This window comes from Aeromicrobium erythreum (assembly GCF_001509405.1).
Taxonomy (GTDB): Bacteria; Actinomycetota; Actinomycetes; order Propionibacteriales; family Nocardioidaceae; genus Aeromicrobium; species Aeromicrobium erythreum.
The window spans coordinates 3584214-3609770 of sequence record NZ_CP011502.1; the positions used below are offsets into that span (position 1 = coordinate 3584214).

The window sequence follows — 25557 nt, forward strand, 5'->3', positions numbered from 1 at the left end:
AGGACCACCATGACCTCCACCACCGACGCCCGACCGGGCGTCTGGGCGCAGCTCAAGCCCCTCGTGCTGCGCCTGCACTTCTACGCCGGCGTCCTCGTCGCGCCGTTCATCCTCGTCGCCGCCGTGACCGGACTCGTCTACACCGCGGCACCGCAGATCGAGCGCGCCGTCTACGCCGACGAGCTCACCGTCGAGCCTCGCGGCGCACAGCTGCCGCTCTCGGAGCAGTTCGCCGTCGCCCGCGAGGCGCACCCCGACGGGACCCTCGTCGAGATCCGGCCGCCCGCGACCCCCGACAGCAGCACCCGGGTCGTGTTCACCGACGCCGACGTGCCCGAGAACTCCTACCGCGCCGTCATGGTCGACCCCTACACCGGTGAGGTGCTCGGCCAGGAGCGCCAGTACGGCCAGTGGCTGGGCGTGCGCGCCTGGCTCAACGAGCTGCACAGCACCCTGCACCTCGGCACGGTCGGGCGCTACTACAGCGAGCTCGCCGCCAGCTGGCTCTGGGTCGTCGTCCTGGGCGGCCTCGCGCTCTGGTCCACCAAGCGGCGCACCGACCGTCGCGCACGTCGTCTCCTGCTGCCGGAGCAGTCGGCGACGGGACGCCGCCGCACCCTGTCGTGGCACGCGACCCTCGGCGTCTGGCTGGCCGTCGGTGCCCTGTTCCTGTCGGCCACCGGGCTCACCTGGTCGCGCTTCGCCGGCGAGCACGTGGCCGAGGTGCGCACGGCGCTCTCGTGGACCGGCACCACGCTGACGACAGCGCTGGACGGCGACGACGCCGGGTCGTCGGGCCACGGTGGGCACGGGTCCCACGGTGGGCACGGGGGATCCGGTGCGGGCACCTCCGACGACGTCGTGAGCCGCGGCGTCGGCGTCGACGGGGTCCTGGCAGCGGCGCGCGCGTCGGGGCTGCAGGACCCGCTCCTGCTCACCGCCCCCGTCGACGACGCGTCGGCGTGGACCGTCGCCGAGAAGAAGCGCAGCGCGCCCACGCGGCTCGACTCGGTGGCCGTCGACCCGCGTGACGGGTCGGTCGTCGACGAGATCCGCTTCGCCGACGAGCCGCTCGCGGCCAAGCTCACCCGCTGGACGATCGACGCCCACGTCGGCGTCCTGTTCGGGCTGCTCAACCAGCTGGTGCTCGCGGCGGTCGCGCTCGGCCTGATCGCCGTGACGCTGCTCAGCTACCGGTCGTGGTGGCAGCGTCGTCCCACGCGCGGCACGGCCCGGGTCGGGCGTGCGCCGGGGCGCGGCACGTGGCGTCGCCTCTCGCCCGGCGTGCTCGTCGGCGTCGTCGGGGTGACGCTCGCGGTCGGGTGGTTCGTGCCGCTGCTGGGTGTCTCGCTGGCGGTGTTCCTCCTCCTCGACCTGGCGCTGGCCGCCCGGGCTCGTCGGTCCGCGGCCGACGAGCCGGACCGTCCGCGGGAGGACCTGCCGGTCGGCTGACCGGGCCGCCGAGGACCGCGCCTCGCCCGTCGTTCCAGGCGGGCGAGGCAAGCCTGGGCTCCGTGAGGCGAGCCTGATCTACGTTGCGCACGATGGAATTCTTGGGAACGATGTGCGTTGTAGAGATCAGAGACCCTGACTGAGAAGGACGTGCACCATGACCTCGACCACCCACACCGACGCCCCCTCGGCCCTCGCGACCACGTCGGAGATCGCGGCCGGCGTCGCCCAGTTCCTCACCCCCGTCGTCCACGACCTCGAGGCCCTCGTCGTCGACGGCAAGCAGGCCCACTGGCACGTGCGCGGCAGCGCCTTCGCCGGCGTGCACGAGACGCTCGACCAGCTCGTCGCCCACGCGCAGGACTACGCCGACACCGCTGCCGAGCGCATCGTCGCCCTCGGCCTGCCGCTCGACTCGCGCCTGGCCACCGTCGCCGCGAAGTCGACGCTGCCCCCGCTGTCCGACGGCTTCCAGCCCTGGCAGACCACGGTCGCGCAGACCGTCGCCCAGATCGACGCCGCCCTCGTCACGATCCGCACCGCGATCACCGGACTGGACGACATCGACCTGTCGAGCCAGGACGTCGCCATCGAGATCGAGCGCGGCCTGACGAAGGACCGCTGGCTGCTGCAGGCGCACATCGCCGCCTGATCGCCCGGTCGTCGAGCCCGGTCCGCCACGCGCGGGCCGGGCTCGCTGCGTCCTCGGCCGCGGTCTGCCCTCGGCGCCGTCGGTCGGGACTGCGTCGGTGCGGCCGGTGGTGAGGGCGGTCTCCGAAAGGCCTCGACGGAGCAAGCACGCCCCGCGTGGTCGGCCGTCCCGGCCTTCGCCCCCATCGGTGGATCTGCAACCTCAGAGAGGCCGCTGCGGTTGCCGAGCCACCGATGACGGGGGTCCTGGTGCGTCCTCCACCGGATCCCGGCTCCGGGCGGGGACTTCTCCATCGTCTCAGCGCTCAGAGGGTGGAATCCGCACCGCGCACCCCGGCCGACCGGTCCATTCGGTGGAGAAGTCACCGCCCGACAGGGGAACAGCGCAGGAGGCAGCCCGCGCCACGAGCAAGCGAACCGCTGCGTGTGAGATAGGCAACCCTTGCCTCAACCGGCGCAGGTAAGCCTATACTCACCTCATGAGGTCCCACCGTCGCCGCGTCCCGCTGCAGCACGTGCTGCTCGCCGGCTGCGCCGACGACCTCGTGGTGCTGCAGTCGGCGCTGGCCCTGCTGCCCGCCGACGTGTACGGCCAGGTCGTCGTCGAGATCGACCCCGACGTCGACCTCCCCGTCCTCGAGACGCCCGCCCGCGTCACCGTCCACCGCGTCTGGCCCGGCACCGCCGACCGCGCCGTGGCCGCATGGATCGCGGAGTGGATCCCCAGCGAGCCCGACGCCGCCCGCACCGTCGGGCTGTGGATCAGCGCCGGGTCCAGCGCCCGCAGCGTGCCCGTCGAGCTCGACGTCGTCGCCCAGACCATCTGAGCTGCCCATCCGAGCGACGCACCTCAGCGCAGGTGCAGCGCCATCCACGTGTCGTCCACGGGTGAGCCGTCGATGAGGAACTCCCCGACGAGCACGCCCTCGACGACGAAGCCGCAGCGCTCGTAGAGCCGCTGCGCAGCCGGGTTCGTGCCCAGCACCCGCAGCGTCACCTTCGCGGCGCCCTCGGCGCGCGCCCGCTCGACGGCCGCACGCACCAGCAGCTCGCCGATCCCCCGACCCCGGGCCGACGGGTCCACGGCCAGGCCGTCGATGATCCGCACGTGCGCGTGCGTGGCCAGACCACCTGCCCGGTGGAGCGCCACGTAGCCGACGACCGCGCCGTCGCGCTCGGCCACGAGGAAGCCGCCCGGACCGCCGTTGCGCTCGCCGAAGAACGCGTCGCGGGCCGGCGGCTCGCCCGGCGACCACCGTGGGCTCCAGGTCGCGAGGTCGAGACCGAGCAGGGCGGCGTCGTCGGCGAGCACCGCAGGGCGGACGTGGGCCATGGGCCCGATCCTCGCACTCGCGCCGACTAGCCTGTCGGCGTGGACCGTCACCGCCGACCCGCCGTCCGCCCGGTCGAGCCGTGACCCCGCTCGTCGCGTCGTTGCTGCCGGACGAGGCGGTGGTCCACGAGACGCGGCGGTCCGGCGCGCCCGGTCAGGCGTGGGCCCTCCTGGCCGAGGAGGAGCGCCGTCTGGTGCCAGGCGCGGGGGAGCGTCGGCGGGACGACTGGGCCACCGGACGACTCCTCGCGCACGCGGCGCTGGCCGAGCTCGACCGAGACGTGCCCGTCCTTCGCCGGGGCGACCGGGGCGAGCCGCTGTGGCCGGCCTCCGTGGTCGGCAGCATCACGCACTGCGACGGCTACGCGGCGTGCGCCGTGACGCACGGCGGCGACGTCCGCGCGCTCGGGATCGACGTCGAGCCGAGCCTGCCGCTGCCACCCGGCGTGCTCGACGTGGTCGCGTCGCCGGCGGAACGTCGCCATCTCACCGACCTCGCCGACCAGGACGCCTCCGTGCCGTGGGACCGGCTGCTGTTCTGCGCCAAGGAGGCCTGCTACAAGGTCTGGTTCCCCCTGGAACGGCGGTGGCTGGGCTTCGACGACGTGACCGTGCACCTCGCCCGTGACGGCAGCTTCGAGGTCATCCTCGACGCCGTCGCCCGGACGTCCCTCCCTGCCCGTCTGCGGGGACGGTGGGGCGAGCGCGACGGTGTCGTGGCGGCGGGGATGCACTGGCGTCCTGCCGTCGGAGGGCGGTCGGACGGATGAGCGACGAGCGGCTGCGCGGAACATCGGGCCGGTCTCCCGTCGTTGCACCGGGCATGACCACCATCGCCGTGACCGGCGCCACCGGGACCGTCGGCGGGCTCGTCGCCCGCCACCTCGCCGAGGCCGGGGCGGAGGCCCGCCTGCTCGTCCGCGACCCGAGCCGGGCCCCCGACCTGGGGCTGCCGGTGTGGCAGTGCGCGTACGACGAGGGGCCCGCGCTCGGGGAGGCGCTGGCCGGCGTCGACGCGCTCTTCTTCGTCTCCGGGCACGAGAGCGCCGACCGGATGGCCGACCACCGCTCCGTCGTCGAGGCGGCCGTCGAGGCCGGGGTCGGGCACGTCGTCTACACGTCGTTCGTGGGCGCGGCCGCCGACAGCACCTTCACGCTCGGCCGCGACCACGGAGCCACCGAGGACCTGTTGCGCGATTCCGGCCTCGCGTGGACCTTCCTGCGCGACAGCTTCTACGCGGAGGTGTTCCCGCACTTCGCCGGCGAGGAGGGCGTGATCCGCGGCCCGGCCGGCGAAGGACGGGTCGCGGCGGTCTCGCAGCGTGACGTCGCCGCCGTGGCCGCCGAGGTGCTGCTCCATCCCGGCGACCACGCGGACCGCGCCTACGACCTCACCGGCCCCGAGGCGCTGACGCTCGCGGAGATCGCGACCGTCCTGAGCGAGGTCACCGGCCGACCGCACCGCTTCCACGACGAGACGCTCGAGGAGGCCCGCGCCAGTCGCGCCCACTACGGCGCACCCGACTGGCAGGTCGACGCGTGGGTGAGCACCTACACCGCGATCCGCGACGGCGAGCTCGCCGACGTCAGCGACGACGTCCCTCGACTCCTGGGGCGCCCGGCTCTCTCGCTCGCCGAGGCCCTCACCGCGCCTCGCTGACGCGTCACGCCGTCGCGGCGGCCAGGACGGCCAGCTCGTCCTCGCGCGTCAGGCCCGCCGCGCGGGGTCGGTCCAGACCTCGTGCGCGCTCGTCGGCGAGCACCTCGGCGGCCGTCTCCTCGAGCGGGCGACGGACGAGCCCCGCGGCCTCCGCCCGGGTGGTGTCGATCCGCATCATGCCGCCGTAGCCGTCGGGCAGCCAGAGCGGCAGTGAGCGCTCGCCCGACCACGGCCGCACGTCGATCGCCTCCAGCCGTTCCGGGCCGACGGGCACGAGGCGTCCGCGGAACCCGACGGTCTGCGCGACCCGCAGCAGCGCCTCCCCCAGCGCGACGCCGTCCCCGGCGACGTTCAGGACCCCCGTGACACCGCGCTCGGCTGCATCCACCGCGAACGTCGCGACGTCGCGCACGTCGACCACCTGGCACCAGGCTGCCGGCGGGTCGGGCACCAGCACGTCGTCGCGGTCGGCCTGGGCGAACCGCGCCGGCCAGTAGCCGAACCGGTCCGACGGGTCGCCCGGGCCGGCCAGCAGGCCCGCACGCAGCACGAGCGGGGAGGCGTGCGCGAGGACCGCGCGCTCGCACGCGACCTTGCCCTCGCCGTACTGCTCGGCGTCCACCTCGTCTGTCGTCACCGCATCGCGCAGCGGGTCGTCCTCGTGCAGCGGTCCCGACAGGTCCGCGTACACGTTGGCGGTGGACACGAACGTCCAGTGGGCGGTCGCGGCGCCGAGCGCCGACAGGGCGGAGCGGACGTGTCCCGGCTGGCGGGCGACGTCGACGACGGCGTCCCACGGTCCTGCCACCGCGTCGTAGGCGTCGGGACCGCCGCGGTCGGCACGCACCCAGCGCGCGCCGTCGACGACGTCGCCGCTCTCGCCACGCGCCAGGCACGTGACGTCGTGCCCCCGCTCCAGCGCGCTCCGCGCGACCTCGCGGCCGAGCCATGCCGTGCCACCGAGCACCAGCCACCGTCCCATGCCTCCACCTGAGCAGGACGGGCGCCGACTCGCCAGAGGTGTTCACCGAGGGCTGACGGCCTAGGCTCAGGGCATGGCCTCCATCAGCACTCTCTCCGTCACCGGGACCGCCTCGACCCGCGAGAAGGTCGCGCTGCCCGACGGCGGCGTGCTCACGGTCAAGCTCGTCTCGCCCGACGGCGAGGTGCTGGCCGCCTCCGCCAGCGTCGCCGGCGACGGACCCACCCCGTTCGAGCTGTCCGTCGACGCGGCGCTCGTCCCCGACCCCGACACCCTGCGTCTCTGGGCGATGCTGCGCACCGACGTCGGCGTGTGGGGCACCCCCGAGCTGGTCACCGTGCGCGAGGAGCTGCAGCTGTCACGAGTCGACGCCTGATGCCACGGGGTGCCCAGGTCACGCACCTGTCGCGGGAGGAGGTCGCCGCCGCCGACAGCCCCGTGCTCGGACGCATCGCCTCCCTGCTGCGGCCCTACCGCCGACAGCTGGTGCTCGTCTGCGTCGCCGTCGTGGCCGGCGCGGCGCTGACGTCGGTCATCCCGTTCCTCACCCGCGCCGTGTTCGACCAGGCGCTCTTCCCCACCGACGGCGGCCCCGCCGACCTCGGCCTGCTCGGACGGCTCGTCGGGCTCATGTGCCTCATCCCGGTCGTGACGGCCCTGATCTCGGTCGGGCAGAACTGGCTCACCGCCACGATCGGCAACTCCGCGATGGCCGACCTGCGCAGCCAGCTGTTCGCCCACCTGCAGACGATGGAGCTCGCGTTCTTCACGGCCACGAAGACCGGTGCCATCCAGTCGCGGCTCGCCAACGACGTGGCCGGCGTGCGGACGGTGCTCACCGACACTGCGACGACCATCCTGCAGAACACGGTCACGGTCGTCGCCGCCGTCGTCTCCATGGTGCTGCTGTCGTGGCAGCTGACGGTCCTGACGCTGGTGCTCATGCCGGCGTTCATCGCCATCCAGCTGCGGGTCGGTCGACGTCGCCAGAAGCTCGCGCGCCGCACGCAGGAGTCGCTGTCGGAGATGACCGCGATCACCGAGGAGTCGCTGAGCGTCTCGGGCATCCTGTTGTCGAAGGTGTTCGGCCGCGCCGAGTCCGAGACGGAACGCTACCGCGAGGCCAACCGGGAGCAGGCGCGCCTGCAGGTGGCGCAGGCGATGACCGGCCGCACGTTCTTCGCGACGGTCCAGACGTTCTTCGCGATCACGCCGGCCCTCATCTACCTGCTGGCCGGGCTGATGATCACCGGCAGCCTGCCCGGTGGGGCCGACGCGCTCACCGCCGGGACGCTCGTCGCGTTCACGACGCTCCAGGCCCGGCTCCAGATGCCGCTGCTGCAGCTGATGCGCGTGACGCTCGACGTCCAGACGTCGCTCGCCCTGTTCCGCCGCATCTTCGAGTACCTCGACCTCCAGCCTGCCGTGGTCGAGAGGCCGGGTGCCGTCGCGCTGCCCACGGTGCGGGGCGAGGTCGAGATGCGTGGCGTCTGGTTCCGCTACCCCGAGCCGCGCTCGCTCAGCGGGGGGCGGACCGGCGACCGGTTCGGCGACTCGACGGTGCGCATCGACCGGCCCGACGGCGTCGCCGCGCCCGTGCCCGACGACGCCTGGGCCCTGCGCGACGTGTCGCTGCGCGTCGAGCCGGGCCAGCTGGCGGCCATCGTCGGGCCGTCGGGATCGGGCAAGACGACCGCCACCTACCTGGTCCCACGCTTCTACGACGTCACCCGTGGTGCCGTGCTGATCGACGGCCACGACGTGCGCGACCTGACCCTCGACACCGTCACCGGCGCCGTCGGCATGGTGACGCAGGAGCCGTACCTGTTCCACGGCACCATCCGCGACAACCTCGCCTACGCCCGGCCCGACGCGAGTGCCGAGGAGATCGAGCAGGCTGCCCGCGACGCCAACATCCACGACCGGATCCTCAGCTTCGCCGACGGTTACGAGACCGTCACGGGCGAGCGCGGCTACCGGCTGTCCGGCGGCGAGAAGCAACGGCTCGCGATCGCCCGCGTGCTGCTCGCCGACCCCCGCATCCTCATCCTCGACGAGGCCACCTCGGCCCTCGACACCGAGACCGAGCGGCTCGTGCAGCAGGCCCTCGAGCGCGCCCGCGCCAACCGCACGACCATCGCCATCGCGCACCGGCTGTCGACCATCCACGACGCCGACGTCATCTTCGGCGTCGAGGACGGGCAGGTCGTCGAGCAGGGCACCCACGACGAGCTGCTGGCTGCTGGCGGCCTCTACGCCCGCCTCTACGTCGAGCAGTTCCAGTCCGGTCGGGGCCCGCGGCGCGCCGACGAGCGCCGGGCGGACGTCAGCGTGTGACCCGCCGTCCCGTCGCCGCCCCGCGCGGGCGGCTTCCGTCGGGGCTCAGCGCTACCGTCGTCGCGTGATCGCTCGAGTCGAAGGGACGGGTCGCCCCCTCGTCGTGCTGCACGGCTTCGGGGTGGACCACCGGATCATGCTGCCGCTCGAGTCCATGGTGAGCGACGTGTCCTGGCGCCGCGTGTACGTCGACCTGTCCTGGGCGGAGGCCGTGCACGACGCGGCCGCCTCGAGCGCGCAGGACGTGGCCGAGGGCGTCCTGGCCGAGGTCGAGGAGCACCTCGGCACCGAGCCGTTCGCCGTGATCGGGAACTCCTTCGGGGGGATGATCGCGCGGTGGCTCGCGCACGAGCGTCGAATCCGAGTCCTCGGTCTGGCCACCGTCGCCGGGCTTGTCCAACCGGACCACGCTGCACGCGACGTCCCGCCACGCACGGTCCTGCACCGCGACGACGCGGTCCTCGAGCGCGCCGGCGACGCACGCGACGACTTCGCGGCGATGAGCGTCGTGCAGGACGCTCGTTCGCTGGAGTCGTTCGAGGAGTACGTCCTCCCCGGCCTGCGCGGCGCGGACCCGGGCGCCATGGAGCGCATTGCGTCGGCGTACGCCCTCCCCGCGGTGCCCGAGGTGGCGCACCCGGAGCCCTTCGCCGCACCCACGCTGCACGTCCTCGGACGGCAGGACCACGTGGTCGGCTACGAGGACGCGCTCACCCTGCGCGACCACTACCCACGCGGCACCTACGCAGTCCTCGACACGGCCGGCCACAACGTCCACCTCGAGCAGCCCGGTGTCACGGGTGCCCTCGTCCGGGACTGGCTCGCGCGCGTCGACCGTCACGCAGAGCACCACGGCACGGCGTGAGCGGTCGAGCTGCGGTCAGAGGCCGCCGAGGCCCACGTACTTCGTCTCGAGGTACTCCTCGATGCCCTCGGCACCGCCCTCGCGGCCGAAGCCGGACGCCTTGACGCCGCCGAAGGGGGCGGCCGGGTTCGAGACAATGCCCTGGTTCATGCCGACCATGCCCGTCTCGAGGCCCTCGTAGACCTTCACCGCGCGGGCGTAGTCGGTGGTGAACGCGTAGGCGACGAGGCCGTACTCGGTGTCGTTCGCCATGCGGATCGCGTCGTCGTCGTCGGTGAACGTGAAGATCGGCGCGACCGGGCCGAAGATCTCCTCGGTCGACACCTTCGCCGACAGCGGCACGTCGGTGAGGACGGTCGGCGGGTAGAACCAGCCGGGGCCGTCGGGCACCTGGCCGCCGGTGACCACGGTGGCGCCCTTCTCGACGGCGTCGTCGACGAGCTCAGCCACCTTGTCGCGCTGCTTCTCCTCCACCAACGGGCCGACCTTCACGTCGTCCTCCAGGCCGGGGCCGATCTTCAGGGCGCCCATCTTCTCGGCGAGCTTGGAGGAGAACTCCTCGGCGACGTCGGCGTGGACGATGAACCGGTTGGCGGCCGTGCACGCCTCGCCGATGTTGCGCATCTTCGCGAGCATCGCGCCCTCGACCGCCGCGTCGACGTCGGCGTCGGCGAAGACGAGGAACGGTGCGTTGCCGCCGAGCTCCATCGACACCCGCAGCAGGCCCTCGGCGCTCTGCTCGACGAGGGAGCGCCCGACCTCGGTGGAACCGGTGAAGGTGAGCTTGCGCAGCCGCGGGTCGCGGATGATGGGCTCCATCACCTCGCCGGTGCTCCTGGTCGTGACGACGTTGAGCACGCCCTCGGGCACGCCAGACTCCTCGAGCACCTTCGCCAGCCACAGCATGGTGAGCGGGGTGAGGCCGGCGGGCTTGACGACCATCGTGCAGCCGGCGGCGATGGCGGGCGCGATCTTGCGGGTACCCATCGCGAGCGGGAAGTTCCAGGGCGTGATCATCAGGCACGGGCCGACGGGCTGCTTCAGGGTCAGCAGGCGGGTGGCGCCGTTCGGCGCGACGGAGTAGCGGCCCGACACCCGGACGGCCTCCTCGGAGAACCAGCGCAGGAACTCGGCGCCGTAGGTGATCTCGGCCTGGCTCTCGCTGAGCGGCTTGCCCATCTCGAGCGTCATGATCGTGGCGAGCTCGTCGGCGCGGTCGACGACCGTCTCGAACGCCGAGCGCAGGATCTCCCCGCGGTCGCGCGGCGGCACCTTGGCCCAGTCGGGCTGCGCAGCGACGGCGGCGTCGATGGCAGCCTTGCCGTCCTCCACGGTCCCGTTCGCGACCTCCACCAGCGTCGAGCCGTCCGCGGGGTTCTCGACGGCGAAGGTCGCACCGCCGGTCGCGTCGCGCCAGGAGCCGCCGATGAAGAGCTGGGTGGGGACGTCGGGCAGTGCGGAGGAGGTCATGTCCCGAGGCTACGACGGTCGCGGCCGGTCGGCACCTGGTGACCTTAGCCTCACTGCAAGCATGGCCTTTGTCCGTATTCTTTCGCTTCTGTGTTCGGTATCATAGAGGCATGTCCAGTACGCAGCTCGCCGACCGGCTCGAGGCCGTCGCCGCCGAGCTGCGTGCGTACCCGACGCCCACCGATGCGTTGCGGCTGCTGCAGGGGCTCTCCAACGCGATCGACGCGGAGAAGGTGGTCCTGGTCGCGGACGTGGACGAGCATCGGGACTTCGAGGCCGAGGGCTGCTCGAGCCTGAAGAACTGGCTGCGCGACCAGCTGCACCTCGACGGCAAGCAGGCGGGCCAGCTGGTCCGCTCGAGTCGGACCCTGCGCGACATGCCCGACCTGGAGTCACTCGCCGTCGAAGGTGCCGTCTCCCTCGACCACGTCGACGCGTTCACCTACGCCGCCAAGCACATCGACCCCATGGTCGTCGAGCAGTGCATGAACCCACTGCTCGACCTGGCCACCCACGCAGCACCCACGACAGTGCGTCAAGCCGTCAAGAAGTTGCGCGCCACCGCCCACCCCGATGACCTCGACGAGGCCTGGATCAAGGGCATGGACCGCCACGACCTCAAGGTCTCCGTCGTCGGCGACGGCGTCGCCGTCACCGGGTTCCTGCCCTTCGACACCGGCACCAAGCTCAAGACCGTCCTCCAGTCACTGTCCGCGCCCACCTGCGCCGAGGACGACCGACCCGTCAGCATCCGCCGCGTCACCGCCCTCGACGCCCTGCTGTCCTCGGTACTCGACTCCGGCCTGCCCCAGGACAAGGGCGTGCGCCCCCACGTGGACCTGACCGTCGACCTGTCCCGGCTCGCTCACAACCCCGAGACCGCCACCGCCGAGCTCGCCGGCTTCGGCACCATCGGCCCCGGCCAGCTGCAGCAGATGCTCTGCGACAGCGACCTCACCCCCATCCTGACCGCCGGCAGACACAGCGTCCTCGACGTCGGCCGCACCCACCGCCTCGCCACACCCCAACAACGCAAGGCAGTCGTCAACCGACAAGGCGGCACCTGCGCAGGCCCCGGCTGCAGAGGACCCGTGGTCCACGTCCACCACGTCGAGTACTGGTCCGAAGGCGGACCGACTGACCTCGCCAACCTCATCGGGCTCTGTCCGAGATGTCACTCAGCGGTGCACCAAGGGTTCTTCACCATCGACCCCGACACCCACCAGACCCACCGCACCCTCAGGACCCGACGCACCAACGCCCGTCGCACCCGAGCCGGCTGAGCCGCTACCGCACGCGGCGGACGAGTGCGGAGCGGTCGAACACCTCCGGGTGCAGCACCGACGCGAACGCCTCGACCCCGTCCACGAGTCGCGGACCGGGTCGCACCACCACGGCGTTGCCGTCGACGGCCCACACCTGGGTGTCCGGGAGCTCCCGCGCGACGACCTCGGCCTGCTCGGCGGCGCCGTCGAGGCCGAAGCCGCACGGTGCCACCAGGACCACCTCGGGACGCTCCGCCCGCAGCGCGTCCCAGCCCGACGGACCCGACGGCGTCCCCGCGTGCATCCCGACGGGCTCGCCACCGGCGGCTGCCACCTGGTCCGGGATCCAGTGACCGCCCGTGAAGAGCGGGTCCACCCACTCGACCACGGACACCCGAGGACGCTGGCGGCCAGCCACACGGGCCTCCACGTCGGCCAGCCTCCCGCGCAGACTCGCCACCACCGCACGGCCGCGGTCGACGACACCAGCCGCGGCAGCCACCTGCTCCACCGACACCAGCACGTCGTCCAACGTGTGCGGGTCGAGCGTCAGCACCTCGGCGCTGCACCCGAGGTGTGCCAGTGCCTCGTCCACCCGGTCGGTCGGCAGGGCGCACACCCGGCACAGGTCCTGCGTCAGGACGAGGTCCGGGTCGACGTCGGCGAGCGCACCCTCGTCGAGGGTGTAGAGGTCGACACCCTCCTCACGCCGCGCCCGCACGTAGGCGTCGATCTCGCCCGGCGTCCACCCGCTCGTGTCGGCGCCCGTCACCACCACGCGGTGCTCCGTGCGCGCCGACACCGGCTCGTCGCACTCGAACGTGACGGCCGCGAGCCGGTGCTGCAGACCCAGGGCGTACACGATCTCCGTCGCCGACGGCAGCAGCGACGCGATCCTGCGCGCGTCGCTCACTGGGGGCGGCGGGGACGGCGGCGCGGGTAGCGCGGCAGCTGCCGCACCCGCACCACCACGAACACGGCGATGACGAGCAGCACCGCCAGGATCACCAGCTTCTGGAACGTGTCGGCATAGGGCTCGACCTGCTCCCAGTTCTCGCCCAGCCGGTAGCCGGCCACCACGAAGATGCTGTTCCAGATCAGGCTGCCCGCCGTCGTCAGCGCCAGGAACAGGCCGAACGACATGCACTCCACGCCCGCGGGAAGCGAGATCAGGCTGCGGAAGATCGGGACCATCCGGCCGAAGAAGATCGCCTTGGTGCCGTGCTTCGCGAACCACGCCTCCGTCCGCTCGAGGTCGCTGACCTTCAGCAGCGGCACCTTCTCGAACACCCACACCGTGCGGTCGCGGCCGTAGGCGCGGCCCAACCAGTAGAGGATCGCCGCGCCGATCACCGAGCCCGCCGTCGTCGCGAACAGCGCTCCCGCGAGGCTGAACGTGCCCTGCGCGGCGGCGAAGCCGGCCAGCGGCAGGATGATCTCGCTCGGGATCGGCGGGAAGATGTTGTCGGCGCCGACCGCGAGGGCCACGCCGAACAGGCCCAGCTTCTCCATTAGGTCGACCGTCAGACCGGCCAGGCCGCTGTCCGGACCCGTCGAGGTGGCGGACTGCACGAGGGCGGACGTCACGGCTGCGCTGATCACCAGGCGAGGGTACCTGCGCGCACCCGAGCCAGGGTCCGACACGGACCCGGGGCTACCGTCGCGGTATGCGATCTCGGGTCACACGCAGCGCCACCGTGCTCACCGCGACCCTCCTCCTGCTCTCCGCCTGCACCGGCGGCCACGACGAGGACGGCGACGCGGCGACGACGTTCCGCACACCGTCGCGGGCGGTCGACGTCGTGGCGGGCCGCACTCCTGCCCAGAACGCCGTCGGCACCTCCCGGCGGCTGTTCGAACGCTCGGACGTGGCCATCGTGTCGGCCCGCAGCGCCCGCTCCCAGCAGCGGTCCGTGAAGGTGGCCGCGCGCCTGGGCGTCCCCGTGCTGCTCGTCGGACCCACCACCCGCGCCGAGCTCGACCGTCTCGGCGTGCGCACGACGCTCGCCGTCGGGCCGAAGGACGCGAACTGGCCCGACCTGCCCGGACGTCGTCTCGTCGGTGACGACCAGGCCGACGTCGACCGCGCCGTGGCCCGGATCCCGCGTACCTCGCCCCGCGACCAGGACGTCGTGGTGCTCGTTCACGCGCCCGGTGCCGACCTCACCTCCGTCGGCACCGCCCGCGCTGCCGGCGCGACCGTCGTCGGGGTGAAGGGCGGCGACCCGCGCGCGGACCGACGCGCGATCCGTGCGCTGCGTGACCAGCCCGACGCGCCCGTGGTCGGCGTCGGGACGACCTTCCGACGCGGCCTCGGCTACGAGGTCACCGCGGTGCGCCGCGACCTGACCCAGCCGGGCGGCGGACTGCTCGTATTCCCGGGGCGTCACGTGGTCGCGCTCTACGGCCATCCCGGCACCCCGTCCCTCGGCCTGCTCGGTGAGCAGGGCACTGCGGCGACGGTGCGCCGAGCCGCGCGGCTGGCGCGCGAGTACCAGGAGCTCTCGGACCAGCCCGTCGTCCCCGCGCTGGAGATCATCGCGACCGTCGCCTCCTCCGAGGCCGGGGACGATGGCGACTACTCCGCCGAGAGCAGCGTCCGCGACCTGCGGCCGCTCGTGGAGGCGGCCGAGAAGGCCGGCCAGTACGTCGTGATCGACCTGCAGCCCGGCCGGACCGACTTCCTCGCCCAGGCCAAGCGCTACCGCTCGCTGCTGGAGCGCCCGCACGTCGGCCTCGCGCTCGATCCCGAGTGGCGGCTCGCGCGCGACCAGAAGCACCTCACCCAGATCGGGTCGGTCGGCGCCTCGGAGGTGAACGCCGTGGCCGACTGGCTGGCCGAGCTGACCCGCGAGCGCCGACTGCCGCAGAAGCTCTTCGTGCTCCACCAGTTCTCGACGTCGATGATCCGCGACCGCAGCACCCTCGACGTCGGCCACCCCGAGCTGTCGACCGTGGTCCACGTCGACGGCCAGGGCACGCCGGGCGCGAAGATCGGCACCTGGAACACGATCCGTCAGGGGTCGCCGAAGGGCGTCCACTGGGGCTGGAAGAATTTCCTCGACGAGGACGAGCCGATGCTCACCGTGCCACAGACCTGGCGCGACGTCAGGCCCCGACCGGATCTCGTCACGTACCAGTGAGCTGGGCAGGACAGGGCGGGTGCCCCTCCGTGGTCCTACCCTGACGGCATGGACCGGACCCGCGTCGCCGTGAGCGCCGGCTTCCTGCTCCAGGGCTTCACGTTCGCCGCGCTCGTCACGCAGACGCCGCGCCTGCAGGACAGGTTCGACCTCGGCGAGGGCGACGTGACGGTCCTTCTCGTGGGGGTCGCCGTCGTGGCGGGACTCGGCAGCGTGCTCGCGGGTGTCCTGGCCACTCGACGCTCGAGCGGGACGGCCCTGACGACCTCGCTGGTGGGCATCGGCGCGGGGGCCGCACTGGTCGGCTGGGCGCCCTCGTACCCGCTGCTCATCGCGGCGTTCACCGTCTACGGCGTGGCGCTCGGCGGGGTCGACGCCAGCATGAACATGCAGGGCGTGCGGGTGGAGGCGCTGCGGGGACGCAGCGTGATGACCGGGTTCCACGCGTGCTGGAGCGTCGGCGGCATCGTCGGCGCCGGGTACGCCGCGCTCGGTCTGCCCCTGGGCGTCGGGTTGTCGGTCGTGGCGGTGGTCGTCGTCGCGCTCGCCGTCGCCTCGGCCCGCCACCTCGCAGCGGACGCGCCGGGGACGCAGGTCGACGACCTCGCGGCCGCCGCGACGATCCCTGTCCCCTGGCGACCCGTCCTGCTGTTCGGCCTGGTGATCTGCCTGTTCTACTCGGCCGACACCGGTACCGGCTCGTGGAGTGCGGTGTACCTGCAGCAGGCGCTCGGCGCGGCGAGCTGGCTGGTCCCGCTCGGGTACGCGGCGTACCAGGTCGGAGCCCTCGTCTCGCGTCTCCTCGGCGACCAGCTCGTGCGCAGGGTGGGTGCAGCCCGGGTGGTCGCGGGCGGTGCGTTCCTCGGTGTCGTCGGCTTCGCCGTCGTGCTGGCCGCGCCGGTCGCGGTGCTGGCGGTGCCCGGCTTCCTCGTCGCGGGTCTCGGGATCGCGGTCATCGCCCCGCTCGCGTTCGCTGCCGTCGGCGCCGCCGTCCCCCCGGAGGCCGCCGACGCGGCGATCGCCCGGATGAACATCGCCAACTACATGGGCGCGATCCTCGGTGGCGCGGTGATCGGTGCCGTCGCGCAGGGCGGCTGGCTGCGGGTGGCGTTCCTCGTGCCGCTCGTGCTGGTCGCGCCGATCCTGCTGCTGTCACGCGCCTTCGACGGTCCGCGGGCGACCCGCGTCGGCTGACGGGACCACGCACGGGCCGGCCGCCGGGTCCACGGACCCGACGGCCGGGGAGCCCGTCAGCTGCACATCGTGGTGCGCGTGTACATGGCGTCGCCCCAGTACTTCGCCTTCGTGGTCTTGAAGTAGATCCCGGCGGCGGTGTCGTTGTAGCGCTGCTCGTAGTGCAGGTGCGCCGACGACTGGCCTCCGCTCTTGCCGACCCGGCCGATGCCGCTGGTGGCCTTGACCATCTGACCGACCTCGACGTCCACCTTGCTGAGGTGGGCGTAACGAGTCGACCAGCCGTTCGCGTGATAGATGTCGACGGTGAGGCCGTAGCCCGTCCCCTTGTTGCCCGCGAACGTGACGCGACCGCCGTTGCTCGCCTGGACCGGCTTGCCGAGGTCGCTGTCGCCGCCGGTCGGCAGGTTGAAGTCGATCGCGTTCAACGGGTCGTGGTTCTTGCGGGTGTTGCCGCGCCACTCCTGACCGCAGGGGAACGGGACCTCGAGCGAGGGTCGCTCGGCGGCGGCGATCGACGCTCCCGCCGCCACGGAGGACTCGGCTGGTCCCGCCGTTGCGGCCGTGCTCGACACGGCGGCGCCGGCACAGAGGGCGATCGCCGCCAGGGTCGAGGTGAGTGCTGATCGTCGGTTCATGAGGTGCTCCTGCCGTCGAGGGGCTCGTGGGTCGAGCCGTCGCTCCGCGAGCCTGTTCCTCGGCACTGCGATCCTGCTGCGACGTCGGTGCGAACGCCTCGCAGCGGCGGCGCGGTGGGTCGCACCTCGCCCGTGCGACAGTGTGGGCGTGCAGTCCACCGTCGCGTCGCTCTGGCGCTACCCGGTCAAGTCGTGCCGCGGGGAGTCGCTCGAGCGGGTCGTCGTGGAGCCGTGGGGCGTCGCGCAGGACCGACGCTGGATGGTCGTCGACCCGGCGGGGACGATGGTCACCGCCCGCGAGCTGAACCGGCTGCTGGTCGTGCACCCGACACTCACCGACGACGGGCTACGGCTCACGGCCCCCGGTGCGCCGGCGGTCGACGTGCCGGTCCCGGACCCGGCGGGGCAGGTGCCGATCGCGATCTGGTCGTCCAGGCTCACGGCGGCCGACGCCGGCGACGGCGCCGCGGCGTGGTTGACCGAGGTGCTGGGCCGTGACGTGCGGCTGGTCCACCTGGACGACCCCCGACGCCGGCCGACGAGCCCGACGTACTCCGAGCCGGACGACCGTGTGAGCCTGGCCGACGGGTACCCGCTGCTCCTCACCACCGCGGCGTCGGCCGAGGCCGTCTCGGTGGCGGCCGGGGCTCTGGTGCCCATGCACCGCTACCGTCCGAACCTCGTCGTCGAGGGCACGCAGGCGTGGGCCGAGGACTCCTGGCGGCGGTTCCGGATCGGCGACGTCACGTTCCGCGTGGTCAAGGGCTGCGCCCGGTGCGTCATGACCACGATGGAACCCGACCACGACGCCGGCAGCGTCGCGCGCGGTCCCGAACCGACCCGCACCCTCGCCCGCCTGCGTCGCTTCGGCAAGGGCGTCTGGTTCGGCGTCAACGTCATACCCGACCACCCGCTGCCGGCCGGGGCGACGATCGCCGTCGGCGACCCGGTCGAGGTGCTCGAGGCCGTCGAGCCCGGCACTCGGCCGATCGGGTCGTAGGCGCGAGAGCGTCAGCCGCCGTAGAACTCGCCTGCGGCCGCGCCCGGGGGCGCCTCGGCCTCGCGGGCCATGGGGGTGAAACGGGAGTAGTGACCCTGGAAGCTGACGGCGACCTTGTTGACGGGACCCGAACGGTTCTTCGCGACGATGATGTCGGCCTCGCCCGGGCGCTCGGACTCGCCCGCGCCGGTCGCGTCGGGACGGTTGATGAGGAAGACCATGTCGGCGTCCTGCTCGATCGAGCCCGACTCGCGCAGGTCGGAGATCTGCGGCGTCTTGTCGGTGCGCTGCTCAGAGCCACGGTTCAGCTGGCTGATCGCCACGACGGGGACGTTGATCTCCTTGGCGAGCAGCTTGATCTGGCGGCTGAACTCCGAGACCTCGACCTGACGGTTCTCGACCTTCTTGCCCGACGTCATCAGCTGCAGGTAGTCGATGACGATGAGGCCGAGCTTGCCGTCGGCGGCCTTCTGGATGCGCCGCGCCTTGGATCGGATCTCCGGCATCGTCATGTTCGGCGAGTCGTCGATGGTGATCGGTGCCGACTGCACGCGCGGCATGACCCGGCTGACCGCGTCCCAGTCGCGGTCGGTCATGCCGCCGCCGCGCATGTGGTGGATGGCGACCTTGGCCTCGGCCGACAGCAGACGCATCGCGATCTCCGCGCCCGACATCTCCAGGCTGAAGATGGCCGACGGGACGCCGTTCTTGATCGACGCGGCGCGGCAGAAGTCGAGGCCGAGGGTGCTCTTGCCGACACCGGGGCGAGCCGCCACCACGATCATCTGGCCACCGCGGAAGCCGGTGGTGAGCTTGTCGAGGTCGGGGAACCCGGACTCCAGGCCCGCCATGTCGCCGTCGCGCGACTGGATGTCGTCGATCTCCTGGATGGTCTGCGCCATCAGCTCGGAGATCACCTTGTAGTCATCGGTGCCGCTGCTGCCGTCGACGTCGAGGACCTCGGCCTGGGCGCGGTCGACGATCTCGGCGATCTCGCCGGTCTCGGCCCAGCCGAGCCCGGCGATCTTCTGCCCGACCTCGATGAGTCGGCGCAGGATGGCCTTCTCGCGCACGATCTCGGCGTAGTAGTCGACGTTCGACGCGATCGGGACACCCGCCACGAGGGTGTGCAGGTACGGCGCGCCGCCGACCTTCGTCAGCTCGCCACGCCGCTGCAGCTCGGCCGCGACCGTGATCGCGTCGGCCGGCTCACCGCGCTGTGCGAGGTCGACGATGGTCTCGAAGATCGCCTCGTGGGCGGGGCGGTAGAAGTCGCGGCCCTCGAGGAGGTCGTTCGCCGGGTCGATCGCCTGCTTGCTGAGGAGCATGGCCCCCAGCACGCTCTGCTCGGCCGGGAGGTCCTGCGGCGGGACGCGTCCGGCGGGGACGTCGTCCTCGGGCTCGGGCCCCATGGCGTGCAGATCTGCGACAGTCACGCAGCAGCCTTCCTCTCTCGACCCACCCCACGGTAGGTCGGACCTCCGACACGTTCGCGCAGCCTCCCCGGCGGGCAGGTCCCTCGTCCTGTGCGACAGCCGACGCGTCACACTAGGGGCCCGGCGGGCGCAGAGGAAAGCCCGGCACGCACAGCCCCTGTGGACAAGGCTGGGGAGAATGTGGAAATCGCCGGAAAGCCTGTGCACAGTCCGTGGACGGCCTTGTGGAGAACGGGGGGAACAGGACGTGGAAACGGCCTCTGACCTGCGGCGATGCCGTGCACACACTGTGGGCCCACATTACGTGGACGTCATCCTCCGGCCACCTGCGGTCGCATCGGCACGTCGACAGCGGTGGTGAAGTTCCGGTGAAATCCACAGCCAGGCACAGAAACGTGTTCACCTGGGGCGCGGCCGACCGGCAGATCGTCGCGGTCGCCGTCCCGGCCTTCTTCGCCCTCGTCAGCGAGCCCCTGATGCTGCTCGCCGACACCGCGATCGTCGGCCGGCTCGGCGTGGCCGAGCTGGGCGGTCTGGCCGTCGCGTCGAGCGTCCTGCTCACGGTCGTCGGACTGTGCGTGTTCCTGGCCTACGGCAGCACCGCGACGGTCGCGCGACTGCACGGCGCCGGCCACGAACGGGCCGCGTTCGACGGTGCCACCGGGGGACTGTGGCTCGCGGTCGGGCTCGGCGTGGTGCTCGGCGGTCTGCTCGCCGCCGCGAGCCGTCCCCTGGCCGGGGTGCTCGGCAGCTCCCCGGAGGTGGAGGGCCACGCGACGACCTACCTCCTCGTCTCCGCACCCGCGGTGCCCGCCATGCTGCTGGTGCTCGCCGCGACCGGCGCGCTGCGCGGGGTCCTCGACCTGCGGACGCCGCTCGTCGTCACCGTCGTCGCGAACCTGCTCAACGTGGCGCTGAACCTCCTGCTCGTGCACGGGGCCGGGCTCGGCGTGGCCGGGTCCGCAGCCGGTACGGCGATCGCCCAGTGGGTGGCGGCGCTCTGGCTGGTCGCCGTGGTGCTGCGGCGGGCCCGGGCGGCGGGGTCGTCGGGACGTCCCGACGTGGCGGGCGTCGTGAGCGCGGCGCGCGACGGCGTGCCGCTGCTGGCCCGGACCGCGACCCTGCGCGCCGCGCTGCTCCTGGGCACGGCGGTGGCGGCCACGTTCGGCGACGCGCCTCTGGCGGCGCACCAGATCGCGACGTCGCTCGTCACGTTCCTCGCGTTCGCGATGGACGCGATCGCCATCGCCGGCCAGACGCTCACCGGTCGCACCCTGGGCTCCGGGGACGCCGAGGGCACCCGGGAGCTCACCCGCCGGATGATCACGTGGGGCGTCGGCACCGGTCTGCTCGCGGGGCTGCTGCTGCTCGCCCTCTCGCCGGTCGTGGGGTCGTGGTTCACCGCCGACGAGCAGGTGCATGCAGCACTCGTCCCGGCCCTGGTCGTCGTGGCTGCGGTGCAACCCGTCTCGGGCGTCGTGTTCGTGCTCGACGGTGTGCTGATCGGGGCGGGCGACGGCGTGTACCTGGCGTGGGCCGGCCTCGCGGTGCTGGCGGTTTACGCGCCCCTGGCCCTGCTGGCCGGCTCGCTCGGCGCCGGGCTCGCGTGGCTGTGGCTCGCCTACGGCGGGTTCCAGCTCGCCCGTCTCGTCACGCTCTGGCTGCGGCAGCGGGGCACCGCCTGGATGGTGCTCGGCGCCTGAGCGTCAGCGTCGCCAGTACCCGGACACGTCGAGGCAGTCGCGCGGGACGGACCGGTCGGCACGCCAGTGGGTGCGGACGTCGCGGGCAGCGGTCGACTCCCCGGCCATCCAGGCGTAGACCTGCCCGGCCGGCCAGTCGAGGTCACGGACCGCGTCGAGCAGCAGCGTGGTGGTCCCCGGCTCGGCACCCACCGGTCGGTGCAACCAGGTCACGTCGACGCCGTCGCGCACGGTGAGGTCCTGCTCGTCCTGGGGTCCGGAGACCTCGACGACGACGTGGGCGGGCGGACCCGGCGGCAGCTCCTCGAGGAAGCGCCCGATGGCGGGCAGGGCGGTCTCGTCGCCGGCCAGCACGAACGCGTCGACGTCGTGCGGGAAGGCCTGCCCGACGGTGGGTCCGGCGATCCACGCGAGGTCGCCCGGCCGAACCTGCTCGGCCCACCCGGCCGCCTGACCGTGGCCGTGCCTCACGAAGTCGAGGTCGAGCTCGTCGGGAGTGACCCGACGGGGCGTGTAGTCCTTGCCGAGCGGGCGCACGCCCTCCGTCGTGTAGTCGAGACCGTCAGGCCGCTGCCGCGGCAGCACCGGTCGGTCGGCGTCGGGCGCAGGCACGAAGACCTTGATGTGGTCGTCGAAGCCGGGCGAGGCGAACGCGGGCAGCGTCGACCCGTCGAGGCTGCGCTCGGCGAGGTCCGCCCCCGCGAGCGTGAGCCGACGCATGCCGGGCGTCACGTCCTCGACGCGCACGACCTCCAGCTCGCGCAGCACCGCCACGTGGGTCGTCGTCGTTCGTCGCAGCTTCGGCACGCGGACACCCTAGACCGGCTCAGTCGTCGGCCCGGAAGCCGACCGTGGCCCACCGTGGCTGTTCGAACGACGCGGCGCCGACGTTCACCACGCCAGGGCGCACGGCCAGGACCGACGGCGTGACCGCGAGCGGGACGACGACGGCCTCGCGGCGCAGTGCGGCCTCGAGCCGGGCCGTGGCCGCCGTCCGGGCCCGCGCGCTGCGGGCGTCGCGCACGGCGTCCCAGGGCGCCGCGGAGGAGGCGACCCCGGTGACGTTCGCGGGTGAGGTGACGGGCAGGAACCGGTCGCGTGCGGCGTCGGGGCCGAGCAGCGACGGACCCCAGCTGAAGGTGAGCAGGTCGAAGTCGAGCGGCACGAGCACCTGGGCGGCGAAGTCGTCGGGCGCGACGGTGCGCAGTCGCACCGCGACCCCCACCTCGGCCAGCTGCGACCGGATCGCGCGGGCGCGGGCCGCCAGGGCGTCGCTGCCTCCGGCCACCGGCAGGGAGAGCCGCAGGGGACGGGTCTCGGTGTAGCCGGCCTGGGCGAGCAGACGCCGTGCACGGTCGACGTCGCGCGTCGTCGGACGCGCCACGGCGTCGTAGCCGCGCTGCCCGGGCAGGACGAGCAGGCTGTCGGCCGGGCGCGGCTCGGCACCCACCGGCTCCGCCACGTCGCGCGCGAGGGCGTCGCGGTCGAGGGCGAGGGCGACGGCCCGGCGCACCGCCACGTCGCGCAGCGGACCTCGCCCCGCGTTCATGGTCAGGTGCGACCACTGCGAGCCCGACGTCCGCTGCACCTGGGCGGCAGGCACGTCGCGGTCGGTGTCGAGCGTCGCGACGTCGAGCTCGCCCGCGGCGTACGCCTCGGCCTGCACCGACGGCTCCGCCACGCGCCACACGATGCGCCGCAGCCGCGGCGGGTCGCCCCACCAGCGGGGGTTCGGCTCCTGGGTGATGGTGCCGGTGTCCTCGTCGACGTCGCGCGTGACGAAGGGGCCGTTCGACGGCAGCGGACGGTCACGGAAGGTGCGGTTGAAGGCGCGCGGGCTGGCCGCGACCTGCGCCGGCAGTCGCGGCGAGACGAACAGCGGCCAGTCGCCCCGCCGCTCGGCGAAGCGCACCGTGTAGCCGAACCGGTCCCGGCCGGGGCGGACGTCGGCGATCGCGTCCCACCCGTCGCTGCTCGCGACCGCGTAGCGCTCGTCGGTGCCGCGCAGGGCGCGCCAGGTGGCCGCCATGTCGGCGGCCGTGACGGGCGTGCCGTCGTCCCACACGGCGTCGGGGTTCAGCCGGACGGCGACGGTGAGCGGGTGGTCGGCGACGACCTCGACCTCGCGGGCGTGGTCGGGGTCGACCTCCCAGCCGCCGTCCTCGGTGATCCGCACGACCTGGCCGGTCGTCGGGCCGACGAGCCGCTCGACGTCGGTGCCGACGGCGTCGGCGTGCAGCGGGTTGAAGGTGACGGGCAGCGACCCGAGACCGATCCGCAACGTCCCGCCGCGCCGGACGTCGGAGGGGTCGGCGCGCACCCACGCGGTGGTCCCGTCGCGCGCCTCGGTCGTCGCTGACGGTCGGGGTCGCGCGTCGCGGTCGGACCCGCCGGTGCAGCCGCCCAGCACGAGGGCGAGCAGGAGCGGCAGGAGCAGGAGGGTGCGCGGGGGACGGGGCACGGGAACCTCGGGGGAACGGGGTCTCGGGACGGACGAACGACGACGGGGCCCGGCCCGGCAGTGCCGGACCGAGCCCCGTCGCAGGACCTACTTGGAGGCGACCACGTTGAGGCGGACCTGGGCGGTCACCTCGGGGTGGACGCGGACGGTGACCGTGTGGGCACCGAGCGCCTTGATCGGGTTGCCGACCTCGATGCGACGCTTGTCGACCGAGCCGCCGGCCGCCTCGAGGGCGGTGGCGATGTCGGAGACGGTGACGGCGCCGAACAGGCGCCCGCCCTCGCCGGCGCGGACCGCGACGTTGACCGGCTCGGCCTCGAGACGACCCTTGATCTGGCGGGCCTCCTCGAGGTCGTGCACGGCGCGCGCGTCGCGGGCGGCCTTGATGGACTCGACCTGCTTGGCCGCACCCTTGCTCCAGCGGATCGCGTAGTTGCGCGGGAGCAGGAAGTTGCGTCCGTAGCCGTCCTTGACCTCGACGATGTCGCCGGGCTCTCCGAGGTTGCTGACCTCGTGCGTCAGGATGAGCTTCATCGGTGGATCAGTCCCTCTCTCAGCGTCCGCTGGACGTGTAGGGCAGGAGCGCCATCTCGCGGGCGTTCTTGATCGCCTTGGCGATCTGACGCTGCTCCTGGACGGAGACACCCGTCACCCGACGCGCGCGGATCTTGCCGCGGTCGGAGATGAACTTGCGCAGGAGCGCGGTGTCCTTGTAGTCGATGGTGGTGACGCCGGCGGCCGCGAGCGGGTTGCTCTTCTTCTTCGGCTTCCGGACAACTGGCTTGGCCATGGTTCTCCTTGAACGGTGTATCTAAAGAACGGGGTGTGACTGGATCAGAACGGGGGCTCGTCGGCGGCTGCGCCGCCGCCCCAGGCGTCGTTCCCACCCTGCGGTGCGGACTGCGGCTGCGACCAGGGGTTGGCGTTGCCGCCACCGGCGTTGCTGCCGCCCTGTCCGGCGCCGTAGCTGCCGCCACCGCCGCCGAAACCACCGCCGCCGCCACCGAAGTCGCCGCCACCGCCACCGCCGCCACCGCGCGAGGCCTTCGTGACCTTCGCGGTGGCGAAGCGCAGCGACGCTCCGACCTCGTAGACGTTCATCTCCACGCTGGTGCCGCGTCCGCCGTCCTGGCGCTCGTACTGCCGGACGTTGAGGGCGCCGTGCACGATGACGTGCTGGCCCTTCTGCAGCGACTCGGCGACGTTCTCGGCCATCTGGCGCCACACCGAGCAACGGATGAACAGCGGGTTGCCGTCCTTCCACTCGTTCGACTGACGGTCGAAGGACCGCGGCGTCGAGGCGACGGTGAAGTTCGCGACCGCCGCACCGGACGGGGTGAACTTCAGCTCGGGGTCGTCGGTGATGTTGCCGACGACGGTGATGACGGTCTCGCCTGCCATGGGACCAGCCTTTCGATGGTGGCTGTGGTTGCCGGGGGTGGGATTCGATCCAGTGAACGCTGTACCAGTGAACCCCGGGGTGCGGACAGTGAGCGCGTCACCGTCCACAGGGAGCTCGGGTGAGCCCTTACTTCGCGTCGGGTCGGGTGACCTTCGTGCGGACGACGGACTCGTTGAGCCCGAGCTGGCGGTCGAGCTCCTTGACCGTGTCCGGCGTGGCGGTCAGGTCGATGACGGCGTAGATGCCCTCGTTCTTCTTGTTGATCTCGTACGCGAGGCGGCGCTTGCCCCACACGTCGACGTTCTCGACGCTGCCCCCGTCGTTCTTCACGACGTTGAGGTAGGTGTCGAGGCTCGGGGCGACGGTGCGCTCGTCGAGCTCGGGGTCGAGGATGACCATGACTTCGTAGTGACGCAACGACAAGGTGCGTCCTCCTTCGGTCTGAACGGCTACGGACGGTCCGCAGCAGGAGGTGTGCCCGGATCGGGCAACCACGGAAGTCTAGCCGTGCCCATGATCCCGGGCCAAATCGCGGGGTCCCGACCGCCCGGGGGCTAGCGTGTCA

The 25557-nt window shown here is 72.7% G+C and carries 26 protein-coding genes; 13 read left to right on the forward strand and 13 right to left on the reverse strand.

Annotated features, from left to right (window positions below):
* Positions 1–9 precede the first annotated feature (9 nt).
* From Aeryth_RS16960 to Aeryth_RS16970, 3 genes are all read left to right on the forward strand, one after another.
* Positions 10–1452: a PepSY-associated TM helix domain-containing protein gene (locus Aeryth_RS16960; RefSeq protein WP_067861032.1), complete on the forward strand. Its 1443-nt coding sequence runs from the start codon at positions 10–12 to the stop codon at positions 1450–1452.
* A 157-nt stretch (positions 1453–1609) separates the two neighbouring features.
* Positions 1610–2104: a Dps family protein gene (locus Aeryth_RS16965; RefSeq protein ID WP_067861034.1), complete on the forward strand. Its 495-nt coding sequence runs from the start codon at positions 1610–1612 to the stop codon at positions 2102–2104.
* Positions 2105–2582: 478 nt separating this feature from the next.
* Entirely contained in the window at positions 2583–2930 is a 348-nt protein-coding gene (locus tag Aeryth_RS16970) for a ferredoxin reductase domain-containing protein (RefSeq protein ID WP_067861036.1), read from the forward strand.
* Between the two features lie 23 nt (positions 2931–2953).
* Here Aeryth_RS16970 and Aeryth_RS16975 read toward each other — a convergent pair whose 3' ends face one another.
* Complete coding sequence (locus Aeryth_RS16975; protein ID WP_067861038.1) at positions 2954–3436, reverse strand: GNAT family N-acetyltransferase; 483 nt, start codon at positions 3434–3436, stop codon at positions 2954–2956.
* Positions 3437–3516: 80 nt separating this feature from the next.
* On the opposite strand from Aeryth_RS16975, the gene Aeryth_RS16980 reads away from it, so the two are divergent.
* Both Aeryth_RS16980 and Aeryth_RS16985 read left to right on the forward strand, forming a co-directional pair.
* Positions 3517–4206 (forward strand): 4'-phosphopantetheinyl transferase family protein, encoded by a 690-nt coding sequence (locus Aeryth_RS16980; RefSeq protein ID WP_067861040.1) that lies wholly within the window; start codon positions 3517–3519, stop codon positions 4204–4206.
* 53 nt (positions 4207–4259) lie between these two features.
* A complete protein-coding gene (locus tag Aeryth_RS16985; RefSeq protein WP_067861042.1) occupies positions 4260–5096 on the forward strand; it encodes an SDR family oxidoreductase in 837 nt (278 codons plus the stop codon).
* A gap of 4 nt (positions 5097–5100) precedes the next feature.
* On the opposite strand, the gene Aeryth_RS16990 is transcribed toward Aeryth_RS16985, so the two are convergent.
* Entirely contained in the window at positions 5101–6078 is a 978-nt protein-coding gene (locus Aeryth_RS16990) for an NAD-dependent epimerase/dehydratase family protein (RefSeq protein ID WP_067861044.1), read from the reverse strand.
* A 73-nt stretch (positions 6079–6151) separates the two neighbouring features.
* On the opposite strand from Aeryth_RS16990, the gene Aeryth_RS16995 reads away from it, so the two are divergent.
* The 3 genes from Aeryth_RS16995 (at position 6152) to Aeryth_RS17005 (ending at position 9280) form a co-directional block, all read left to right on the forward strand.
* Positions 6152–6454, forward strand: a complete 303-nt coding sequence (locus Aeryth_RS16995) for a YbaY family lipoprotein (protein WP_067861046.1) — start codon at positions 6152–6154, stop codon at positions 6452–6454.
* Complete coding sequence (locus Aeryth_RS17000; RefSeq protein WP_067861048.1) at positions 6454–8415, forward strand: ABC transporter ATP-binding protein; 1962 nt, start codon at positions 6454–6456, stop codon at positions 8413–8415. Before Aeryth_RS16995 ends, Aeryth_RS17000 begins: the two co-directional genes overlap by 1 nt.
* A gap of 64 nt (positions 8416–8479) precedes the next feature.
* Positions 8480–9280 carry an alpha/beta fold hydrolase gene (locus tag Aeryth_RS17005; protein WP_067861050.1) on the forward strand — a complete coding sequence of 267 codons (801 nt, stop codon included), beginning with the start codon at positions 8480–8482 and terminating at the stop codon, positions 9278–9280.
* A 15-nt stretch (positions 9281–9295) separates the two neighbouring features.
* Here the strand turns inward: Aeryth_RS17005 and Aeryth_RS17010 are convergent, their stop codons facing one another.
* The gene (locus Aeryth_RS17010; RefSeq protein ID WP_067861052.1) at positions 9296–10750 is read right to left on the reverse strand and encodes an NAD-dependent succinate-semialdehyde dehydrogenase; all 1455 of its coding nucleotides are present in this window, start codon (positions 10748–10750) and stop codon (positions 9296–9298) included.
* 110 nt (positions 10751–10860) lie between these two features.
* On the opposite strand from Aeryth_RS17010, the gene Aeryth_RS17015 reads away from it, so the two are divergent.
* On the forward strand, positions 10861–12033 hold the full coding sequence (locus tag Aeryth_RS17015; protein WP_067861054.1) for an HNH endonuclease: 1173 nt from the start codon (positions 10861–10863) through the stop codon (positions 12031–12033).
* A 4-nt stretch (positions 12034–12037) separates the two neighbouring features.
* On the opposite strand, the gene Aeryth_RS17020 is transcribed toward Aeryth_RS17015, so the two are convergent.
* Both Aeryth_RS17020 and Aeryth_RS17025 read right to left on the reverse strand, forming a co-directional pair.
* The gene (locus Aeryth_RS17020; RefSeq protein WP_067861056.1) at positions 12038–12928 is read right to left on the reverse strand and encodes an ABC transporter substrate-binding protein; all 891 of its coding nucleotides are present in this window, start codon (positions 12926–12928) and stop codon (positions 12038–12040) included.
* Positions 12925–13617 carry a DedA family protein gene (locus Aeryth_RS17025; RefSeq protein WP_236749773.1) on the reverse strand — a complete coding sequence of 231 codons (693 nt, stop codon included), beginning with the start codon at positions 13615–13617 and terminating at the stop codon, positions 12925–12927. Before Aeryth_RS17025 ends, Aeryth_RS17020 begins: the two co-directional genes overlap by 4 nt.
* A 65-nt stretch (positions 13618–13682) precedes the next feature.
* Between Aeryth_RS17025 and Aeryth_RS17030 the strand changes: the two genes are divergently transcribed.
* Positions 13683–15158, forward strand: a complete 1476-nt coding sequence (locus Aeryth_RS17030) for a hypothetical protein (protein ID WP_067861058.1) — start codon at positions 13683–13685, stop codon at positions 15156–15158.
* 48 nt (positions 15159–15206) lie between these two features.
* Positions 15207–16352 carry an MFS transporter gene (locus Aeryth_RS17035; protein ID WP_067861060.1) on the forward strand — a complete coding sequence of 382 codons (1146 nt, stop codon included), beginning with the start codon at positions 15207–15209 and terminating at the stop codon, positions 16350–16352.
* A gap of 56 nt (positions 16353–16408) precedes the next feature.
* Here the strand turns inward: Aeryth_RS17035 and Aeryth_RS17040 are convergent, their stop codons facing one another.
* A complete protein-coding gene (locus Aeryth_RS17040; RefSeq protein WP_067861062.1) occupies positions 16409–16990 on the reverse strand; it encodes a M23 family metallopeptidase in 582 nt (193 codons plus the stop codon).
* A gap of 148 nt (positions 16991–17138) precedes the next feature.
* On the opposite strand from Aeryth_RS17040, the gene Aeryth_RS17045 reads away from it, so the two are divergent.
* Positions 17139–17990 (forward strand): MOSC domain-containing protein, encoded by an 852-nt coding sequence (locus Aeryth_RS17045; RefSeq protein WP_236749774.1) that lies wholly within the window; start codon positions 17139–17141, stop codon positions 17988–17990.
* 11 nt (positions 17991–18001) lie between these two features.
* On the opposite strand, the gene dnaB is transcribed toward Aeryth_RS17045, so the two are convergent.
* Positions 18002–19402: a replicative DNA helicase gene (gene dnaB, locus Aeryth_RS17050; protein WP_083516529.1), complete on the reverse strand. Its 1401-nt coding sequence runs from the start codon at positions 19400–19402 to the stop codon at positions 18002–18004.
* Between the two features lie 419 nt (positions 19403–19821).
* Between dnaB and Aeryth_RS17055 the strand changes: the two genes are divergently transcribed.
* Positions 19822–21129, forward strand: coding sequence for an MATE family efflux transporter (locus Aeryth_RS17055; protein ID WP_067861068.1), 1308 nt, complete (start codon positions 19822–19824; stop codon positions 21127–21129).
* A gap of 3 nt (positions 21130–21132) precedes the next feature.
* Here the strand turns inward: Aeryth_RS17055 and Aeryth_RS17060 are convergent, their stop codons facing one another.
* The 6 genes from Aeryth_RS17060 to rpsF form a co-directional block, all read right to left on the reverse strand.
* Positions 21133–21936 carry a siderophore-interacting protein gene (locus Aeryth_RS17060; RefSeq protein WP_067861070.1) on the reverse strand — a complete coding sequence of 268 codons (804 nt, stop codon included), beginning with the start codon at positions 21934–21936 and terminating at the stop codon, positions 21133–21135.
* A 19-nt stretch (positions 21937–21955) separates the two neighbouring features.
* Complete coding sequence (locus tag Aeryth_RS17065) at positions 21956–23590, reverse strand: ABC transporter substrate-binding protein (protein ID WP_067861072.1); 1635 nt, start codon at positions 23588–23590, stop codon at positions 21956–21958.
* 87 nt (positions 23591–23677) lie between these two features.
* Positions 23678–24124, reverse strand: a complete 447-nt coding sequence (gene rplI, locus Aeryth_RS17070) for a 50S ribosomal protein L9 (RefSeq protein WP_067861074.1) — start codon at positions 24122–24124, stop codon at positions 23678–23680.
* 19 nt (positions 24125–24143) lie between these two features.
* Positions 24144–24380: a 30S ribosomal protein S18 gene (gene rpsR, locus Aeryth_RS17075; protein ID WP_067861076.1), complete on the reverse strand. Its 237-nt coding sequence runs from the start codon at positions 24378–24380 to the stop codon at positions 24144–24146.
* 44 nt (positions 24381–24424) lie between these two features.
* Positions 24425–24991 (reverse strand): single-stranded DNA-binding protein, encoded by a 567-nt coding sequence (locus tag Aeryth_RS17080; RefSeq protein ID WP_067861078.1) that lies wholly within the window; start codon positions 24989–24991, stop codon positions 24425–24427.
* A gap of 127 nt (positions 24992–25118) precedes the next feature.
* A complete protein-coding gene (rpsF, locus tag Aeryth_RS17085; protein WP_083516666.1) occupies positions 25119–25409 on the reverse strand; it encodes a 30S ribosomal protein S6 in 291 nt (96 codons plus the stop codon).
* Positions 25410–25557: the final 148 nt, after the last annotated feature.

Bases quoted from the DNA above. Each gene is read 5' to 3' on its own strand.
- Aeryth_RS16960 (WP_067861032.1), top strand. From the start codon at position 10: ATGACCTCCACCACCGACGCCCGACCGGGCGTCTGGGCGCAGCTCAAG.
- Aeryth_RS16965 (WP_067861034.1), top strand. From the start codon at position 1,610: ATGACCTCGACCACCCACACCGACGCCCCCTCGGCCCTCGCGACCACG.
- Aeryth_RS16970 (WP_067861036.1), top strand. From the start codon at position 2,583: ATGAGGTCCCACCGTCGCCGCGTCCCGCTGCAGCACGTGCTGCTCGCC.
- Aeryth_RS16975 (WP_067861038.1), bottom strand. From the start codon at position 3,436: ATGGCCCACGTCCGCCCTGCGGTGCTCGCCGACGACGCCGCCCTGCTC.
- Aeryth_RS16985 (WP_067861042.1), top strand. From the start codon at position 4,260: ATGACCACCATCGCCGTGACCGGCGCCACCGGGACCGTCGGCGGGCTC.
- Aeryth_RS16990 (WP_067861044.1), bottom strand. From the start codon at position 6,078: ATGGGACGGTGGCTGGTGCTCGGTGGCACGGCATGGCTCGGCCGCGAG.
- Aeryth_RS16995 (WP_067861046.1), top strand. From the start codon at position 6,152: ATGGCCTCCATCAGCACTCTCTCCGTCACCGGGACCGCCTCGACCCGC.
- Aeryth_RS17000 (WP_067861048.1), top strand. From the start codon at position 6,454: ATGCCACGGGGTGCCCAGGTCACGCACCTGTCGCGGGAGGAGGTCGCC.
- Aeryth_RS17010 (WP_067861052.1), bottom strand. From the start codon at position 10,750: ATGACCTCCTCCGCACTGCCCGACGTCCCCACCCAGCTCTTCATCGGC.
- Aeryth_RS17015 (WP_067861054.1), top strand. From the start codon at position 10,861: ATGTCCAGTACGCAGCTCGCCGACCGGCTCGAGGCCGTCGCCGCCGAG.
- Aeryth_RS17030 (WP_067861058.1), top strand. From the start codon at position 13,683: ATGCGATCTCGGGTCACACGCAGCGCCACCGTGCTCACCGCGACCCTC.
- Aeryth_RS17035 (WP_067861060.1), top strand. From the start codon at position 15,207: ATGGACCGGACCCGCGTCGCCGTGAGCGCCGGCTTCCTGCTCCAGGGC.
- Aeryth_RS17040 (WP_067861062.1), bottom strand. From the start codon at position 16,990: ATGAACCGACGATCAGCACTCACCTCGACCCTGGCGGCGATCGCCCTC.
- dnaB (WP_083516529.1), bottom strand. From the start codon at position 19,402: ATGGGGCCCGAGCCCGAGGACGACGTCCCCGCCGGACGCGTCCCGCCG.
- rplI (WP_067861074.1), bottom strand. From the start codon at position 24,124: ATGAAGCTCATCCTGACGCACGAGGTCAGCAACCTCGGAGAGCCCGGC.
- rpsR (WP_067861076.1), bottom strand. From the start codon at position 24,380: ATGGCCAAGCCAGTTGTCCGGAAGCCGAAGAAGAAGAGCAACCCGCTC.
- Aeryth_RS17080 (WP_067861078.1), bottom strand. From the start codon at position 24,991: ATGGCAGGCGAGACCGTCATCACCGTCGTCGGCAACATCACCGACGAC.